This window comes from Pseudomonas sp. RIT-PI-AD (genome assembly GCF_025642785.1).
Lineage (GTDB): Bacteria > Pseudomonadota > Gammaproteobacteria > Pseudomonadales > Pseudomonadaceae > Pseudomonas_T.
In genome coordinates this window covers 287,987-303,925 of the sequence record NZ_JANZKU010000001.1, presented here as the reverse complement: position 1 = coordinate 303,925, position 15,939 = coordinate 287,987, and the positions used below count along the sequence as shown (strand labels likewise).

The window sequence follows — 15,939 nt, the reverse complement described above, 5'->3', positions numbered from 1 at the left end:
GCCGCGGTCATGGAGCCCGCGCCAGTTCGCGCAGCATCTGCAGGGCATCGCTGGCGAGGACCTGATACTGCGACAGGATGTCCGCCATGCTCAACCACACGATGACCAGGCCCAGGACCAGGGTCAGCGGGAAGCCAATGCTGAAGATGTTCAATTGCGGCGCCGCGCGGGTCATCACCCCGAGGGCCAGGTTGACCACCAGCAGCGAAGTGATCGCCGGCAATGCCAGCAACAGGCCGGCGCCCAGGACCCAGCCCAGCTTGCCGGCCAGTTCCCAATAATGCTGGCTGGTCAGCCCCCCGCCGCCCACCGGCAACGTGACGAAGCTTTCGGCGAGCACCTCGAACGCCACCAGGTGGCCATTCATGGCCAGGAACAGCAGGGTCACCAGCATGGTGAAGAATTGCCCGATCACCGGCACCGAGACCCCGTTGGTCGGGTCGATCATCGAGGCGAAGCCCAGGCCCATCTGCACCGCGATGATCTGCCCGGCGACCACGAAGGCGTGGAAGAACAACTGCAAGGTGAACCCCAGCATGGCGCCCACCAGGATCTGTTCGGCGATCAGGGTGAAGGCCTTGAAGCTGATGGCGTCCACCTCGGGCATCGGCGGCAGCACCGGCATCAACACAATGCAGAACGCCAGCGAGAGGTAGAGGCGCACCCGCACCGGCACCAGGCTGGTACCGATCAGCGGCATGGTCATCAGGAAGGCGGCCACGCGGAACAGCGGCAGGGTGAAGCTGCCCACCCAGCCGCCGATCTGCGCATTGCTCAATTCCAGCATCGCCGATCAGCCGATCAACTGCGGGATGTTCTGGATCAGCGTCTGCATGTACTCCATGAACTCCCGGGTCAGCCAAGGCCCGGCCCAGATCAGGGTGAAGAGCATGACCAGCAGGCGCGGCAGGAAGCTCAGGGTCTGTTCGTTGATTTGCGTCGCCGCCTGGAACATCGCCACCACCAGCCCCACCAGCAGGCTCGGGATGACCAGCACGGTCACCATCATGGCGGTCAGCCACAGCGCTTGGCGGAACAGGTCAACCGCGACTTCGGGCGTCATTTCGAGCCTCCGTTACACACCGCCGAAACTGCTGGCCAGGGTGCCGATGATCAATGCCCAGCCGTCCACCAGGACGAACAGCATGATCTTGAACGGCAGGGAAATGATCAGCGGCGACAGCATCATCATGCCCATGGCCATCAGCACGCTGGACACCACCAGGTCGATGATCAGGAAGGGAATGAAGATCATGAAGCCGATCTGGAAGGCGGTCTTGAGCTCCGAGGTGACGAACGCCGGGACCAGGATGGTCAGCGGCGCATCGTTGGGCGTGGCGATGTCGGTGCGCTTGGACAAGCGCACGAACAGCTCCAGGTCGGATTCGCGGGTCTGCGCCAGCATGAAGTTCTTCAGCGGCCCCTGCGCCTTGTCGATCGCCACTTGGGCGGTCATCTGCTCGTTCAGGTAGGGCTGCAGCGCCTCGCGGTTAATCTGGTCGAACACCGGGCCCATGATGAACAGGGTCAGGAACAGCGCCAGGCCGAGCAGGATCTGGTTCGACGGCGTCTGCTGCAATCCCAGGGCCTGACGCAGGATGGAAAACACGATGATGATCCGGGTGAAACTGGTCATCAGCATGACGAACGCCGGGATGAAGCTCAGCGCCGTCATGATCAGCAGGATCTGCAGGCTGACCGAGTATTCCTGCTGGCCCTGGGTGTTGGTGCTCAGGGTGATCGCGGGGATCGACAAGGGATTGTCGGCGCCCAGCGCCAGGGGCGCGCAGGCCACCAGCACCAGCGCGATGAGAAAACGCCAGACACCCATCAAGTCTTGTCCTTATCCTTGCCGAGCAACTCCATCAGGCGCTGGGCGAATTCCGCACTGGCCGGTTCGGCATCGGGAAGATGCACCGGCTCCTTGAGTACGTGCAACGGCGCGATGCGTCCGGCGCTCAGGCCCAGCAGTACCTGTTCGCTACCGACCTGCACCAGCACCAGGCGATCACGGGGACCGAGGGCCTGGCTGGCGATCAGCTTGATCACCTGCCCGCCGGAACGCGGGCTGAGGCGCTGGACCCGGCGCAGCAGCCAGGCCAGCAGGAAGATCAGGCCCACCACCAGGAACAGGCCAACCAACAGTTGCAATAACTGCCCGCCCACGCCGCTGCCGGCGAGGGTCGGCGCGGCCACCTTGGCCGGCTCGGCCGCCAACGCGGCGGCAGGCGCGGCGAGAAGAGCGATCAGTGCGCGCATGGCTCAGCGCAGCCGCTTGATGCGTTCGCTGGGGCTGATCACGTCGGTCAGGCGGATGCCGAACTTCTCGTTGACCACCACCACCTCGCCATGGGCGATCAGCGTTCCGTTGACCAGCACGTCGAGCGGCTCGCCGGCCAGGCGGTCCAGTTCGATCACCGAGCCCTGGTTGAGCTGCAGCAGGTTGCGGATGGTGATATCGGTGTTGCCGACCTCCATGGAGATGGACACCGGGATATCCAGGATCACGTCCAGGTTGGGACCGTCCAGGCTGACCGGGCCATTGGCCCGCGGCATGCTGGCGAAATCCTCCATCGGCACGCGCGGGGCGGCGGGAGCGGCCGGGGCGGCCTGGCTCATCATCGCGTCGATATCGGCCTGGCTGGCATCGTCGCCGGCCTCGGCCAGCGCGGCGGCCCACTCGTCCGCCAGCGCCTGCTCCTCGGGGGAAGTCTGTTCCTGTTCGTCTGCCATTCGTTGACCTCGTCCAACTCTTTGATGCGTGGCGACCGCCGGGCGGTCGCGCGAAAGGAAGGGCGTGCCCTCAGCGCTGCCGGTCGATGGAGTCGACCACTTGCAGGGAAAGGTTGCCTTTGTGCGCCCCCAGCTTGGCCTTGAAGGCCGGTACGCCGTTGGCGCGCATGATCATGTGTTCCGGCATTTCCACCGGGATCACGTCGCCCGGCTGCATGTGCAGGATGTCGCGCAGGCGCAGCTGGCGGCGTACCACGGTGGCGCTGACCGGCACGCTGACGTCGAGGATGTCTTCGCGCAGGGCCTTGTTCCAGCGCTCGTCCTGGTCATCCACATCGGACTGGAAGCCGGCGTCGAGCATCTCGCGGATCGGCTCGATCATCGCGTAGGGCATGGTCACGTGCAGGTCGCCGCCGCCGCCATCCAGCTCGATGTGGAAGGTGGAGACCACCACCACCTCGCTGGGGCTGACGATGTTCGCCAGCGCCGGGTTCACTTCCGAGTTGATGTATTCGAAATTCACGTCCAGCACCGCGTGCCAGGCTTCGCTCAGGTCGACGAACGCCTGGTCGAGCACCATGCGCACCACGCGCAATTCGGTGGGGGTGAACTCGCGGCCCTCGATCTTCGCGTGGCGGCCGTCGCCGCCGAAGAAATTGTCCACCAGCTTGAACACCAGCTTGGCGTCGAGGATGAACAGGCCGGTGCCGCGCAGCGGCTTCATCTTCACCAGGTTGAGGCTGGTGGGCACGTACAACGAATGCACGTACTCGCCGAACTTCATCACCTGCACGCCGCCGACCGCGACGTCGGCGGAACGGCGCAACAGGTTGAACATGCTGATGCGGGTGTAGCGGGCGAAACGCTCGTTGATCATTTCCAGGGTGGGCATGCGCCCACGGACGATCCGGTCCTGGCTGGTGAGGTCGTAGCTCTTGACGCTGGCGGGGTCGGCATCGACCTCGGTTTCCACCAAGCCATCGTCCACGCCATGCAACAGCGCGTCGATCTCGTCCTGGGACAGCAGGTCTTGTACGGCCATCGTTCTGCCTTACTGCAATACGAAGTTAGTGAAAAGCACCTGTTCCACGGTCAGCTTGCCGGTTTCCTTCTTGGCCAGCTCCTGCACCTTGGCCGTGGCCTGCTGGCGCAGCATTTCCTTGCCGACCGGGGAGGCCAGGTTATCGAAGTCCTGGCTGGAGAACAGCATGACCATTTCATTGCGCAGCTGCGGCATATGGACCTTCAGCGCATCCATTTCGCCCTTGTCCCGGCCCATCAGCGACAGGCTCACCTGCATGTAGCGCTGGCGCCCGTTCTGGTTGAAGTTGACCACGAAGGCCGGCGCCATCGGCTCGTACAGCGCGACTTGCTTGCCGGCGGGCGCGCCCTCGGCGCTCTTCGCTTCGTCCTTGTTGGCTTCGGCGGCCTTGTTGCTCTTGCTGACGAAGAACCAGGTCCCGCCCACCGACAGGCTCACCACCAAGAGCAAGGCCACCACGATCATGATGATCAGCTTGAGCTTGCTCTTGCCGGCCGGCTTCTCTTCGCCGGGAGTCTCCTCGCTTTTCTTGGCCATGCCAATAATCCGTCACTGTTGGGGAATCGACCCGCATTGAAAGGGTTGAGAGCAAGTGTTATGCCACAGGCTCAGCTTAGGCTCTCATGCGATGGGGCTGCGGATATACCAGTGTCGTCGCCCGCTGTCACCCCATACGCGAACGCCCGGCCACCTTTCACCGGTGGCCGGGCGTTCTTCAGTCTAGATCAGCGAACCGCTGGAATGCGCCTCAGGCGTAATAATCCACCAGGCTCCTGCCGGCCGCGGCCGGGGTATGGCGGATTTCGCTGATGCCCACGGCCACCTCATCGTGGCCGCCGTCGGTGCCACGGCCGCTCCCCCTGCCGCTCCCGTCGCCACCGTTGCCGCTCTGCTGCTGGCCCTGCCAGCCACGATTCAGGGACTGGTCGGAGACGCTCACGTCCAACTGGTTCATGCCCTGCTGGGAAAACAGTTCGCGCAAGCGATGCATCTGTCCTTCGAGGGCATCGCGCACGTTGGCATTGGGGCTGGCGAAGGTGACCTGGGTCGCCTGGTCCTGACCCAGGTTGACCCGCACTTCAAGGCGGCCGAGTTCGGCCGGGTCGAGCTGGATCTCGGCGGACTTGAGGTTCTGGCTGGACAGCCACATGACCCGGTCGACCACCGCCTCGCTCCAGCCGTTCTGCTGCAGCGCCACCGGTTGGCCCGGCACCAGCGGCGGCGCTTTCTGCGCGGCGCTTTGCTGGCCCATGGCCTGGTTCAGGGCATTGAGCTTGTTGGCGAATGCGTCGCGGGCGTCCGGCTGGGGATCGGCGAGACCGTCGATGGCATCCGTCTTGCTATCGACCAGCGCCACCTCGGCCTCCGCGGGCTCATCGGCGGCTTCCACGTTCGAGCCCAGCAGCGCGGCCATGGTCTCGCTGAAATCCGCTTGCGCACTGGTGTCCTGCTGCACCGGGGCCGCATTCAGCGCGCTCTGCGGCATGACGCTTTGCGTCTGTGCCTGCGCGCCTTGCTCGAGGGTGAGCTTGACGGTCAGCGCGCTGTTCAGCTCGTCCTGGGTCGGATCATGGCTCGCCTCGGTCAGGCTCGCAGGACCGCCGGACACGCCCGGAGTCGCGGGCACGGCCGGTGCCAGCGCGGTGAGGGCCGGGTCGAGATCGGTGGCGGCTTCGCCCTCGCCACCGGCGGGCGGTGGCGCGACGGGCGGCACCGCGGGTTGCATCTGCCCGGCCATCGCCATCAACAGCAAGGGGTCGAGGGCTGGGTCCACGGCGACCGGATCGCCCTCGGTCTGCTCGGAGGTGCCGTCGCCCTGGGTCGTGTCGGTGGCACTCGCCTCGCCCTTGGCGGTTTCGGCCGGCAAGGGTTTGCCGCTATCGGCAACCGGCGAGGCGTTTCCCTGGGCGGTGTCGTCGGCGGGCTCCTTGGCTTTCGGGCCCTTGTTCTTGTCCGTCGCCGGCTTCGCAGTGCTTTCGCTACGCTCGGCGGGCTTGGCCTGACGCTCCTTGGCATACAGGTTGGCGAAGCTGGAAGCCTCGTTGCCGCTGGCCTGCATGGTTCGCGCGGCACTTTTCGCGGCGCTCTTCGACTTCACGTCGGGGGTGGTCTGCAAAAGCAGATCGGGGGCAACGGACATAAGGGATTCTCCGTCAGTCTGACCGTTAGGTTGGCTCGTGGACGGACGATTGCAAGCGCCGGGCCAACTCGGGCGGACCCCGACGGATCAGGGATAGCGCTGGCGCTCGGACTTGAACAGGATGCGCACGATGGCGAACTCGCGCTCGATGCGCTCGATCCAGATGGGCGCGTCCTGGGCCTGCTCCAGGCGCGCGACCTCCTCCAGCTCCTTGCACAGGGACGCCAGCAACGGCGCGCCCATGTTGCTGCAACTGCCCTTGAAGCTGTGCGCGGTCAGGCGCAAGGCCTGCATATCGCCCAGGCGTTGGGACTCCCGCAGCAGCCGCAGGCGCTCTTCGGAGTCGAGCAGGTAGGTGTCCAGCAGGACCGGATATTCCTCTTCCATGACGTCCTGCAAGGCCGCCAGCACGCTGTCGTCGAGGTGGACATCGGGCATGGTCAGGCTCTGCCGGCAAGGAAGGAAGGGATCGGATCACTCATGGGCGGGCCAGACGAATTCCACGCGCACGCCCTTGCCGTCGTCCGGCCAGTCGCAGCGCGCACTGAGCTGGCTGATCAGGCGCAAACCGCGGCCGCAGAGACGCTCGTCGGTCGGCTGCGCCAGGGCAGTACGGGCGTCGAAGCCCGGCCCGCTGTCCTCGACGCGGATGATCAGGCGGCCGGCGCCCGCCTCGCCCGGCAGCAGCTCCAGATGGAAACGGATGTAGCCCCGCTCCAGGTTGGCCAGCCGGGTGCTGCGCTCCTGGTAGTAGCGAGCGAACCCCTGGGCATCCCGCTTGAGCGAGGAGTCCAGTCCCATCACGCCGTGCTCCAGGGCATTGGAGTAGAGCTCGGCGAACACGGTATAGAGCGCACCCGCCTGCCCCCGCAGCCCCTGGATATCCAGCAGCAGTTGCATCAGGTAGGGCAACGGGTTGAAGCGTTTGAGCGTCTGTGCGCGGAACTCGAAGCTGGCCGACCAATCCAGAGGGGCGAGTAACCCGTTGTCGGTGAACGTCTGCGTCGGACGCTTGAGGGCGCTCTCCTCCACCAGGCTCAGCTCGATCATGCTGACGTCGTCCTGGGCCTCGCCGCGGAAATCCACCAAGGCCTGCTGGATCTCGTCGAACAGGCGAGCCGGTTCCTGGTTGTCGGCGAACACCGCGCGCAGCCTGTCGTCGCCGAAGCGCTCGCCGACGATATTGCAGGTCTCCAGCACGCCATCGGACCAGAGGAAAACCCGATCGCCGGTGACCAGCGGATACACCTCGTACTTGTCGTCGAAGGCGGCCGGTTCCAGCACGCCCAGGGGCAGATGGCGCGAAACCAGCGGCACCACGTCGCCCTGCTCCCCGCGGTGCAGGTAGCCGTCGGGCAGGCCGCCGTTCCACACCTCCAGCACGCGTCGCTGGAAGCTCAGGTTGAGCAGCGTCGCGCAACAGAACACGCCGACCGGCAGGATGCGTTTCAGCTTGGTGTTCGCCTCGCGCAGGATGTCGCGCATGGCGTAGCCCTTGGCGGTCATGCTGTAGAACACCTCGGCCAGCGGCATCGCGCCGATCGCCGCGGGCAGGCCATGGCCGGTGAAGTCGCCGAGCAGCACGTGCATGCCCCCGGACGGCTTGAACGCCGCCAGCAGCAGATCGCCGTTGAACAGGGCGTAGGGCGATTGCAGGTAGCGGATGTTCGGCGAACTCAGGCAACCGGAGTGGGCCACCTTGTCGAACACCGCCTTGGCCACCCGTTGCTCGGTGAGCAGGTGCTCGTTGTGCTTGGCGATCAGGTCGCGCTGGTGCAACACGGTCGCCTGGAGGCGGCGCAGGCGATCCATGGCCTTGATCTTGGCTTCCAGGATCACGCGGTTGTAGGGCTTGGCGAGGAAATCGTCGCCGCCCGCCTCCAGGCAGCGCACCAGGGCTTCGCCCTCGGTCAAGGACGTGAGGAAGATGATCGGCACCAGCTCTTCGCCGGCCAGCTGCTTGATACGCCGGGCCGCCTCGAAGCCGTCCATCACCGGCATCAGCGCATCCATCAACACCAGTTGCGGCTGCTCCTGGAGGAACAGCGCCACCGCCTCGAGCCCATTGCTGGCGGTGAGCGCGCGGTGCCCCTGGCGGTTGACGATGGTGGAGAGCAGCATGCGGTCGGCGGCATTGTCCTCGGCGATGAGGATCGACAAACGCTGGGGCACCTTGGCCGCCCTCAGTGGATGCTGAAGAGCTGTTCGAAGTTGGAAATGGTGAGGATCTTGCGGACGTCGGGACTGCAATTGACCAATTGGATCTGCGCGGCGTCGCCGCCGGCGTGGTCGCGCAACAGCAGGAGCATGCCCAGCGCGGAGCTGTCCAGGTAGGTGGTGCCCTTCAGGTCGATCACATAGCGTTCGGGGGTGGCGCTGACTCGCTCGTAGGAGTCCCTGAATTCCTGATGCGCGCCGAAATCGAAGCGTCCCTGAATGGAGATGGTCAGCTCTTGCCCATCAGCGGAGGGCAGCGAGGTGATGGCCATGTGAAGCTCCTTGTTAGCTGAATGCGAAAACGCGTGACCAAGATTTAGCACCCGCTCACGCCAAGGGCAACCGCGATCAGCGTTCCTCTCGTCCGCTCAGTCGCTGCGCGAAGTCGTCGAGCTGTTTCTGCTCGCGTTTGTCGGCTGCCAAGCGGGCCTCGTCGAGGTAGCGCTGGACCAGTTTGCGCAGGCCCTCCAGGCGCGCGTAGCGCTGCTGCCAGACCTCGCGCGCCTTGGCGAGGTTGTCCTGATGCCAGCGCAGACTCTGGCGTTGCTGGCCGATGGCGGTTTCCAGCTGGCTGAGGAACCGTTGGTAGTTCATCAGCCATTGCCCGGACACGCCGCGGCGCCCCTCCTCCATCCATTGCTGCTGGTAGTCGGCGCGGTAGCGCTCCAGGTCGTTCAGCTTGTTCTCGGCCTGGCCCACCAGCCCCTGGCAGTGGCCCAGTTGGCGGGCGGCTTCGCGCTCGGCGCGCTGCGCCATGTCCACCACCGGCGCCAGTCGTGTCACCCGATCGTTGGCCACCGGTTATCAGCCCGTGCCGACGCTCAGCACCTGGGCGAGGCCCTGGGCGCTGTCCGCCAGGCCGAACTTCTCGTTCAAGCCCTGGCGCAGATACTGGGCCATCAGGGGATGGCGGGCGATGGCCTGGTCGGTTTCCGGGTCGCCACCCGCTACGTAGGCGCCGACGCTGATCAGGTCGCGGCTCTGCTGGTAGCGCGACCACAGTTGCTTGAAGCGCTGGGCCAGGCGCACGTGATCGGCGCTGACCACCTGAGGCATCACCCGGCTGATGGATGCCTCGATGTCGATGGCCGGGTAATGGCCCTCTTCCGCCAGGCGCCGGGACAGCACGAAGTGCCCGTCGAGCACGCCCCGCGCGGCGTCGGCGATGGGGTCCTGCTGGTCGTCGCCCTCGGACAGCACCGTATAGAACGCCGTGATCGAGCCGCCGCCCGCCTCGGCGTTACCGGCCCGCTCGACGAGTTTCGGCAACAGGGCGAACACCGAGGGCGGATAGCCCTTGGTGGCCGGCGGCTCGCCGATGGCCAGGGCGATCTCCCGCTGGGCCTGGGCGAAGCGGGTCAGGGAGTCCATCAGCAGCAGGACGTTCTTGCCCTTGTCGCGGAAGTATTCGGCGATGCGCGTGCAGTACATGGCCGCGCGCAGGCGCATCAGCGGCGCATCGTCCGCCGGCGAGGCGACCACCACGGAGCGCTTGATGCCCTCTTCGCCGAGGATGTTCTCGATGAATTCCTTCACTTCGCGGCCGCGCTCGCCGATTAACCCGACCACGACGATTTCCGCCTCGGTGAAACGGGTCATCATGCCCAGCAGCACGCTCTTGCCCACCCCGGTGCCGGCGAACAGACCGAGGCGCTGGCCGCGGCCGACGGTCAGCAATCCATTGATGGAACGGATGCCCACGTCCAGCGGCTCGCTGATCGGATGGCGGTTGAGCGGGTTGATCGTGGGGCCGTCCATCGGCACCCAGTCCTCGGCGCGCATCGGCCCGCGGCCGTCCAGCGCACGTCCCGCGCCATCCAGCACGCGACCGAGCATCGACTTGCCCATGGGCAAGCGACCGGTATCGGGCAGCGGCACCACGCGTGCGCCCGGGGCGATACCGGCCAGGCTGCCGACCGGCATCAGGTAGATTTTCCCGTTGGCGAAGCCCATCACCTCGGCTTCGACCTGAACCGGGTGATAGCTGTCATCGTTGATCACCACGCAGCGGCTGCCGATTGCCGCGCGCAGGCCCTCGGCTTCGAGGGTCAGCCCGACCATCCGCAGCAGCCGGCCTTCGACGATCGGCTGGGCGGGCAAATGCACCGCGTCCTTGTAGCCCTCCAGGCGCTTGGCGAAGCTGATGCGCTCAAGGCGCATGGGGCGCGCCCTGGGGTTGGTTCAGGTCGATCGACATGTCCGCCGCGGGCGGTTGGGTGGCCTGTTCGCGCTGCTGGGCGAACAATTGCTTCAAGGCCTGGCTCAGGCGCGTTTCCACGCTGGCGTCGATACGGCTCTGCTCGCTTTCGATGCGGCAGCCGCCGGGCAACAGGGTCTCGTCCTCGAGGATGCGCCACTTCTCTTCGTGGCGATCGCGCAAGGCCTTCACCATTTCGAAATCCTGTGGGTTGAGGTGGATGCGCACGTTCTCCGCGCCCATCGGCAAGACTTTCAAGGCTTCGCGCAGCACCACGCGGATCTGGCTGGAATCGCGGGAAAGCTCGCGCTGGATCACTTCGCGGGCAAGATGACCGAGCAAAGCGATGAGCCCCTGTTCGATCTGTTTGTCCTGATCGGCGATCGGCGCCATCAGGTTGCCCATCAGGGTTTCCAGTTGCTGCAACTTGACGGCGATGGCCAGGTCGGCTTCCTGCTTGGCCTTCAACTGGCCGGCACGGAAACCATCCTTCTCGCCGGTGGCGAAGCCCTCGTTGTAGGCGTCCTGGCGGATCGCCTCCAGCTCATCCAGCGTCAGCGGTTTGACATCCTCAAGCGCGACCTCTTCCACCGGTGCCTGCGCGCCGACGGGCTCGCCGGGGCTTGCCGCGACGCTGGGTTCCTGCTGCTCGGCGGTGGCCGGCGCGGCATCCGGGGCGCCGACCTGCGCGCCCTCCGGATCGAAGCTGGGCAACGACCAGCGGTCGAAGGCACCGATGTCCTTCGCCCGGATCAGTTCGCTGGTCGCATCCTTATTGTTCATGCCCGTGCCGCTCGGTTAGACCATCGCCTCGCCGCCCGCCCCGCCGAGGACGATTTCCCCGGCCTCGGCCATGCGTCGTGCGATGGTGAGGATTTCTTTCTGCGCCGTTTCCACTTCGCTGACCCGCACCGGCCCCTTGGCCTCCAGGTCGTCGCGCAGCAGTTCGGCGGCACGCTTGGACATGTTCTTGAAGACTTTTTCCCTGATGGCCTCGTCGGCCCCCTTCAGGGCGATCACCAGGATGTCCGAAGACACCTCGCGGAGCAAAGCCTGGATGCCGCGATCGTCCACTTCGGCCAGGTTGTCGAAGACGAACATGAGGTCCTCGATCTGCGACGACAGGTCTTCGTCGACCTCGCGGATGGAGTCCATCAGCGCGCCCTCCACCGAACTGTCGAGGTAGTTCATGATGTCCGCCGCGCGCTTGACCCCACCCATGGTGGCCCGGGTGGTATTGGCGCTGCCGGAGAACTGCTTCTCGAGGATCTGGTTGAGCTCCTTGAGCGCCGCCGGTTGCACGGTATTCAACGAGGACACGCGGAGGATGATGTCCAGGCGCACCTTGTGATCGAAATGGCTGAGCACTTCGCCGGCCTGGTCCGGATCGAGGTAGGCGACGACGATGGCCTGGATCTGCGGGTGCTCGTAGCGGATCACGTCGGCCACCGCCCGCGGCTCCATCCACTTCAGGCTGTCGAGGCCGCTGGTGCTGCCGCCGAGGAGAATCCGGTCGATCAGGTTGCCGGCCTTGTCCTCGCCGAGGGCCTGGGTGAGCATCTTGCGGATGTAACCGTCCGCGCCCACGCCGAGGCTGGTCTGGTCGCCGACGATCTCGACGAACTCGCCCATCACCTGCTCCACCTGCTCGCGGTGGATGTTGCGCATTTGCGCCATGGCCACGCCGACCCGCTGCACTTCCTTGGGCCCGAGGTGCCGCAGCACCTGCGCGGCTTCCGTCTCGCCCAGAGACAGCAAGAGGATGGCGGCCTTGTCGACCCTGGTGAGCTTGGCGGGACCGCGATTGTCACTCATCGGCGTTGATCCAGTCTTTGACTACCTGGGCCACACGGCCCGGATCTTCCGCCACCAGACTCTTGATGGCGTTCAGTTGTGCATCATACCCCTCGCTGGGGCTCGGCAGCATGATGCTCTGCGGTCCGCCGAGGCTGACCCGATCATCGGACAATTCGCCTTCCAGGCCGCCCATGGCGCCGAGCTCCACATCGCGGCCCGCCGCCAGCTCGCGGGCCTTGGCGCCGCCGGTGATGTTGTTCAGCGCCGGGCGCAGGACGAACAGCACCAGGATCAGGATGAACAGCGCCCCGAAGCCCTGTTTCAGCAGGTCCCAGAACCAAGGCTGCTGGTAGAACGCGATTTCGTCGACCTGTTCGGCACCGTCGACGATGAACGGTGTATTGATCACGCTGACGCTATCGCCCCGGCTGGCATCGAAGCCCACCGCGTCCTGCACCAGGCGAGTGAAACGGGCCAGCTCGTCGGCCGTCCAGGGCACATGGGAGGCTTCGCCATTGGTGCCCACCTTCACCTGGTCGTCCAGCACCACCGCCACCGACAGCCGGCGCAGGCGGCCCTGTTGCTGTTTGGTATAGCTGATCGAACGGTCCAGCTCGTAGTTGCGCGTGGCCTGCTCGCGCTTGTCGCTGGGATAGGGCGCCAGCAGCGGCTTGCCGGTGGCCGGATCGATGATTTGCTGGCCGTTGTCGTTGAGGATCGGCTGACCCGGCGCCACCGCCGGAGCGGCGGCCGCGGCAGCGGCCTGTTGCGGCGCGGTGGCGGGTCCCGGCGGCTGGTTCGACAACGCGCCCGGCACACCGCCGGTGGCCTGGCCGGCCTGGCGTTCCTCGTTGAGTTTCTGTTCGCTGCGCAACGCCGGCTGGTCCGGGTTGAACATCTCGGCGGTGGACTCGACGGAACTGAAGTCCACGTCGGCGGACACCTCGGCCTTGTAGCGGCCGTTGCCGAGTACCGGTTGCAGGATGCTCTGCACCCGCTGGGTGAACAGGCTTTCCATGCGCCGGGTGTAGTCGTACTGCTTGCCGGCCATGGTCAGTTCGGAGAGCTCCTGTTGGTCGGAAAGCAGATTGCCTTTCTGGTCGACCACGGTGACCTGGGACTTGTTGAGCTCGGGCACGCTGGCGGCGATCAGGTTGACGATGGCCATCACCTGGCTGGGTTCCAGACTGCGCCCCGGATAGAGCTCGACCAGCACCGACGCGCTGGGCTTGCGCTCGTCGCGGACGAACACCGAGCTTTTCGGAATGGCCAGGTGAACCCGGGCGCCCTTGACGTTGTTCAGGCTGGAGATGGTACGGGCCAGCTCGCCTTCCAGGCCGCGCCGGTAATTGGTCGCCTCCATGAACTGGCTGGTGCCCAGCGCCTGCTCCTTGTCGAGGATTTCGAAGCCCACGTTGCCGTCGCTCGGCGCGATACCGGCACCGGCCAACTTGAGGCGCGCACGGGCGACGTCATCGGACTTCACCAGCAGCGCGCCGGTGTTGGGCTCGATCTTGTAAGGGATGTCGGCGGCGGTCAGCGCCTCGACCACCTGGTTGGCGTCCATACCCGAGAGGCTGCCGTACAGCGGACGGTAGTCGGGTTGTTGCGACCAGAGGACCACGGCGAAGCCGATCGCCACGCTGGCGGCCAAGCCGACCAACAGGCCGATCTGCCGCAGCATGGTCATCTCGGAAAGATTTTCCAGGAACGCCAGCCCGAACAGCGGCTTCTTCGGTTCCTCGACGTCCGCCTTGGCGGGAACGTTGGTGGCGACAGCGGCTTCAGCCATTTCTCACCTCACCCTTAAACCGGCATCTGCATGATGTCTTGATAGGCCTGGACCAGCTTGTTGCGCACTTGGGTCATGGCCTGAAACGACACACTGGCTTTCTGCGAGGCGATCATCACGTCGGTCAGGTCGACGCCGCTCTGGCCGATCTCGAAGGCATTGGCCAACTGTCCGGCAACCTGCTGGGTCTCGCTCACCTTATTGACGGCCTGGCCGAGCATTTCGGAAAAGCTCGGCGCGCCGGGCTCGGGGGCGCTGACGGCCGCCTTCGGACGTGCCATGGCATCCATTTGCATGGAGCGCATTTCCAACATCAGGCGATTGAACTCGACACCCTGGCTCATCACATTTCTCCAGCGACCGCAGATTTTTTGACGCTACGCGGTGTATGAGCAGGTGATTGCAACAAGGGTGCCAAACAGGCGAAGGGCCCAGTGGCAGGGGGTTTCCCGAGGGCGAGGCCTCGACGTAGCAAGATGCCGGCGAGGAGTGGCGGGGAGAAAGGTTGACGCGCGGCCGCGCGAACGGCGCGCGTCGGAATACCGGCGAGCCGGCTCCTGGGCCGGCTCGGGGTGACGCAACAGCGATAGCGGGGTCAACTGGCGAAGAGATAGGCCTCCACGTCCATGCCGGCATCCCGCATCTGCGCCAGCTTGTAACGCAGGGTGCGCGGGCTGATGCCGAGACGCTCGGCGGCCTCCTTGCGACGGCCGCGCTCCGCCCGCAAGGTGTCGATGATCATCTGGAACTCGTGGCGGCGCATATCGTCGCCCAGCACCCCGGCCTCGCCGACCGCAGGAGGTGCGGAACCGGCCGCGGGTGTCGTCGCGGGGATAGCAGCAGCCGGAGCACTCCGCAATGGCACGGGCGCCGCCGCGGCCGACAGGCCGATCGGTGTGCCCAGGCACAGATCCTCGGGCTGGATCCAACCGCCCTGCTGCAGGATCAGCGCGCGCTGGATCGCGTTGTCCAGTTCGCGCACGTTGCCCGGCCACGGATAGGCCAGCAGGCTGGCACGTGCTGCGGCGGAAAGCTGCACACGGGGGTGATTCATTTTTTTGACGTGCTTGGCCAGCAGCCGCTCGGCCAAGGGCAGGATATCCGCCGGCCGCTCCCGCAACGCTTGCCACGCCAGCGGAAACACCGAGAGCCGGTAGTACAGGTCTTCGCGGAACCGCCCCGCCGCCACTTCGCCAGCCAGGTCGCGGTTGGTGGTGGCCAGGACGCGGATGTCCAAGGTGATGGGTTTGCGCGCGCCAACCCGCTCGACCTCACGCTCCTGCAAGACACGCAGCAGCTTGGCCTGCAAGCCCAGGGGCATTTCGGAGATTTCATCGAGCAGCAGGGTACCGCCGTCGGCCAGTTCGAACTTGCCCGGCTGCGCGGCGATGGCCCCGGTAAAGGCACCCTTTTCATGGCCGAACAGCGTGGCTTCCAGCATGTTGTCGGGAATCGCCGCGCAGTTGATGGCGATGAAGGGCTTCTCGGCGCGGGCCGACTGGCGATGGATGTAACGTGCCAAGACTTCCTTGCCGGTGCCGGACTCTCCGGAAATCAGCACCGTGGAGTCGCTGCGCGCCACGCGTGCGGCCAGGTCGAGCAATTGTCGGCTGGCAGGCTCGGCGGCGATGGGGCCCTCCTCGGCGGCCGCGATGCGACCCAACGCATGACGCTCCACCAGCTCCAGCAGAGTCTTCGGCTCGAAGGGCTTGACCAGGTAATCGGCGGCGCCCTGGCGGATCGCGTCCACCGCCCGTTCGACGGCACCATGGGCGGTCATCAGCAGGACCGGCAAATGCGGATAGCGCGCGCGAATCACCCCGAGCAGGCGATGGCCGTCCATTCCCGGCATGTTCACATCGCTGATGACCAGGCTGTAGCTCGCGCTCGCCAGGGCATCGAGCGCGGCTTCGGCGCAGTCGACGGCCTGGTAGGCGTGGCCGGACAGGCTGAGCGTGTCCCCCAGGGCTTCGCGCAGCGCGCGGTCATCTTCGACCAATAGAACGTTGGCAGCCATGATC

18 protein-coding genes are annotated in these 15,939 nt (G+C 65.7%); all 18 read right to left on the bottom strand.

The window, feature by feature from the left end; all coding sequences use genetic code 11:
• Window positions 1–7: 7 nt before the first annotated feature.
• A complete protein-coding gene (fliR, locus tag OGL92_RS01425) occupies window positions 8–787 on the bottom strand; it encodes a flagellar biosynthetic protein FliR (RefSeq protein WP_263139305.1) in 780 nt (259 codons plus the stop codon).
• A 6-nt stretch (window positions 788–793) separates the two neighbouring features.
• A complete protein-coding gene (gene fliQ, locus OGL92_RS01420; RefSeq protein ID WP_263139304.1) occupies window positions 794–1,063 on the bottom strand; it encodes a flagellar biosynthesis protein FliQ in 270 nt (89 codons plus the stop codon).
• A gap of 12 nt (window positions 1,064–1,075) precedes the next feature.
• Window positions 1,076–1,831: a flagellar type III secretion system pore protein FliP gene (fliP, locus tag OGL92_RS01415; protein ID WP_263139302.1), complete on the bottom strand. Its 756-nt coding sequence runs from the start codon at window positions 1,829–1,831 to the stop codon at window positions 1,076–1,078.
• Entirely contained in the window at window positions 1,831–2,259 is a 429-nt protein-coding gene (fliO, locus tag OGL92_RS01410) for a flagellar biosynthetic protein FliO (RefSeq protein ID WP_263139300.1), read from the bottom strand. The genes fliP and fliO overlap by 1 nt, the downstream gene beginning before the upstream one ends.
• Before the next feature lie 3 nt (window positions 2,260–2,262).
• Window positions 2,263–2,733 (bottom strand): flagellar motor switch protein FliN, encoded by a 471-nt coding sequence (fliN, locus tag OGL92_RS01405; RefSeq protein ID WP_263139297.1) that lies wholly within the window; start codon window positions 2,731–2,733, stop codon window positions 2,263–2,265.
• 70 nt (window positions 2,734–2,803) lie between these two features.
• Window positions 2,804–3,775 (bottom strand): flagellar motor switch protein FliM, encoded by a 972-nt coding sequence (gene fliM / locus OGL92_RS01400; protein ID WP_263139295.1) that lies wholly within the window; start codon window positions 3,773–3,775, stop codon window positions 2,804–2,806.
• A 9-nt stretch (window positions 3,776–3,784) separates the two neighbouring features.
• A complete protein-coding gene (gene fliL / locus OGL92_RS01395; protein WP_263139293.1) occupies window positions 3,785–4,312 on the bottom strand; it encodes a flagellar basal body-associated protein FliL in 528 nt (175 codons plus the stop codon).
• A 211-nt stretch (window positions 4,313–4,523) separates the two neighbouring features.
• Window positions 4,524–5,915 (bottom strand): flagellar hook-length control protein FliK, encoded by a 1,392-nt coding sequence (locus OGL92_RS01390; protein ID WP_263139291.1) that lies wholly within the window; start codon window positions 5,913–5,915, stop codon window positions 4,524–4,526.
• 87 nt (window positions 5,916–6,002) lie between these two features.
• Complete coding sequence (locus tag OGL92_RS01385) at window positions 6,003–6,353, bottom strand: Hpt domain-containing protein (RefSeq protein WP_263139286.1); 351 nt, start codon at window positions 6,351–6,353, stop codon at window positions 6,003–6,005.
• 36 nt (window positions 6,354–6,389) lie between these two features.
• Complete coding sequence (locus tag OGL92_RS01380) at window positions 6,390–8,087, bottom strand: fused response regulator/phosphatase (protein ID WP_263139278.1); 1,698 nt, start codon at window positions 8,085–8,087, stop codon at window positions 6,390–6,392.
• A gap of 11 nt (window positions 8,088–8,098) precedes the next feature.
• On the bottom strand, window positions 8,099–8,404 hold the full coding sequence (locus OGL92_RS01375; protein WP_263139270.1) for an STAS domain-containing protein: 306 nt from the start codon (window positions 8,402–8,404) through the stop codon (window positions 8,099–8,101).
• 76 nt (window positions 8,405–8,480) lie between these two features.
• Window positions 8,481–8,930 (bottom strand): flagellar export protein FliJ, encoded by a 450-nt coding sequence (fliJ, locus tag OGL92_RS01370; RefSeq protein ID WP_263139267.1) that lies wholly within the window; start codon window positions 8,928–8,930, stop codon window positions 8,481–8,483.
• A gap of 6 nt (window positions 8,931–8,936) precedes the next feature.
• Window positions 8,937–10,292: a flagellar protein export ATPase FliI gene (gene fliI, locus OGL92_RS01365; RefSeq protein ID WP_263139266.1), complete on the bottom strand. Its 1,356-nt coding sequence runs from the start codon at window positions 10,290–10,292 to the stop codon at window positions 8,937–8,939.
• Complete coding sequence (fliH, locus tag OGL92_RS01360; RefSeq protein WP_263139263.1) at window positions 10,282–11,112, bottom strand: flagellar assembly protein FliH; 831 nt, start codon at window positions 11,110–11,112, stop codon at window positions 10,282–10,284. The genes fliI and fliH overlap by 11 nt, the downstream gene beginning before the upstream one ends.
• 15 nt (window positions 11,113–11,127) lie before the next feature.
• Window positions 11,128–12,144, bottom strand: coding sequence for a flagellar motor switch protein FliG (gene fliG / locus OGL92_RS01355; protein ID WP_263139261.1), 1,017 nt, complete (start codon window positions 12,142–12,144; stop codon window positions 11,128–11,130).
• Window positions 12,137–13,918, bottom strand: coding sequence for a flagellar basal-body MS-ring/collar protein FliF (gene fliF / locus OGL92_RS01350; protein ID WP_263139258.1), 1,782 nt, complete (start codon window positions 13,916–13,918; stop codon window positions 12,137–12,139). The genes fliG and fliF overlap by 8 nt, the downstream gene beginning before the upstream one ends.
• A 14-nt stretch (window positions 13,919–13,932) precedes the next feature.
• Window positions 13,933–14,262, bottom strand: coding sequence for a flagellar hook-basal body complex protein FliE (fliE, locus tag OGL92_RS01345; RefSeq protein ID WP_263139256.1), 330 nt, complete (start codon window positions 14,260–14,262; stop codon window positions 13,933–13,935).
• Between the two features lie 251 nt (window positions 14,263–14,513).
• Window positions 14,514–15,935, bottom strand: coding sequence for a sigma-54 dependent transcriptional regulator (locus OGL92_RS01340; protein WP_263139250.1), 1,422 nt, complete (start codon window positions 15,933–15,935; stop codon window positions 14,514–14,516).
• Window positions 15,936–15,939: the final 4 nt, after the last annotated feature.

Coding starts and splice junctions, on each gene's coding strand:
- fliN (WP_263139297.1), bottom strand. CDS start 2,733: ATGGCAGACGAACAGGAACAGACTTCCCCCGAGGAGCAGGCGCTGGCG.
- OGL92_RS01385 (WP_263139286.1), bottom strand. CDS start 6,353: ATGCCCGATGTCCACCTCGACGACAGCGTGCTGGCGGCCTTGCAGGAC.
- fliM (WP_263139295.1), bottom strand. CDS start 3,775: ATGGCCGTACAAGACCTGCTGTCCCAGGACGAGATCGACGCGCTGTTG.
- fliP (WP_263139302.1), bottom strand. CDS start 1,831: ATGGGTGTCTGGCGTTTTCTCATCGCGCTGGTGCTGGTGGCCTGCGCG.
- OGL92_RS01390 (WP_263139291.1), bottom strand. CDS start 5,915: ATGTCCGTTGCCCCCGATCTGCTTTTGCAGACCACCCCCGACGTGAAG.
- fliQ (WP_263139304.1), bottom strand. CDS start 1,063: ATGACGCCCGAAGTCGCGGTTGACCTGTTCCGCCAAGCGCTGTGGCTG.
- fliH (WP_263139263.1), bottom strand. CDS start 11,112: ATGAACAATAAGGATGCGACCAGCGAACTGATCCGGGCGAAGGACATC.
- OGL92_RS01340 (WP_263139250.1), bottom strand. CDS start 15,935: ATGGCTGCCAACGTTCTATTGGTCGAAGATGACCGCGCGCTGCGCGAA.
- fliL (WP_263139293.1), bottom strand. CDS start 4,312: ATGGCCAAGAAAAGCGAGGAGACTCCCGGCGAAGAGAAGCCGGCCGGC.
- fliR (WP_263139305.1), bottom strand. CDS start 787: ATGCTGGAATTGAGCAATGCGCAGATCGGCGGCTGGGTGGGCAGCTTC.
- fliI (WP_263139266.1), bottom strand. CDS start 10,292: ATGCGCCTTGAGCGCATCAGCTTCGCCAAGCGCCTGGAGGGCTACAAG.
- OGL92_RS01375 (WP_263139270.1), bottom strand. CDS start 8,404: ATGGCCATCACCTCGCTGCCCTCCGCTGATGGGCAAGAGCTGACCATC.
- fliE (WP_263139256.1), bottom strand. CDS start 14,262: ATGAGCCAGGGTGTCGAGTTCAATCGCCTGATGTTGGAAATGCGCTCC.
- fliF (WP_263139258.1), bottom strand. CDS start 13,918: ATGGCTGAAGCCGCTGTCGCCACCAACGTTCCCGCCAAGGCGGACGTC.
- fliG (WP_263139261.1), bottom strand. CDS start 12,144: ATGAGTGACAATCGCGGTCCCGCCAAGCTCACCAGGGTCGACAAGGCC.
- fliO (WP_263139300.1), bottom strand. CDS start 2,259: ATGCGCGCACTGATCGCTCTTCTCGCCGCGCCTGCCGCCGCGTTGGCG.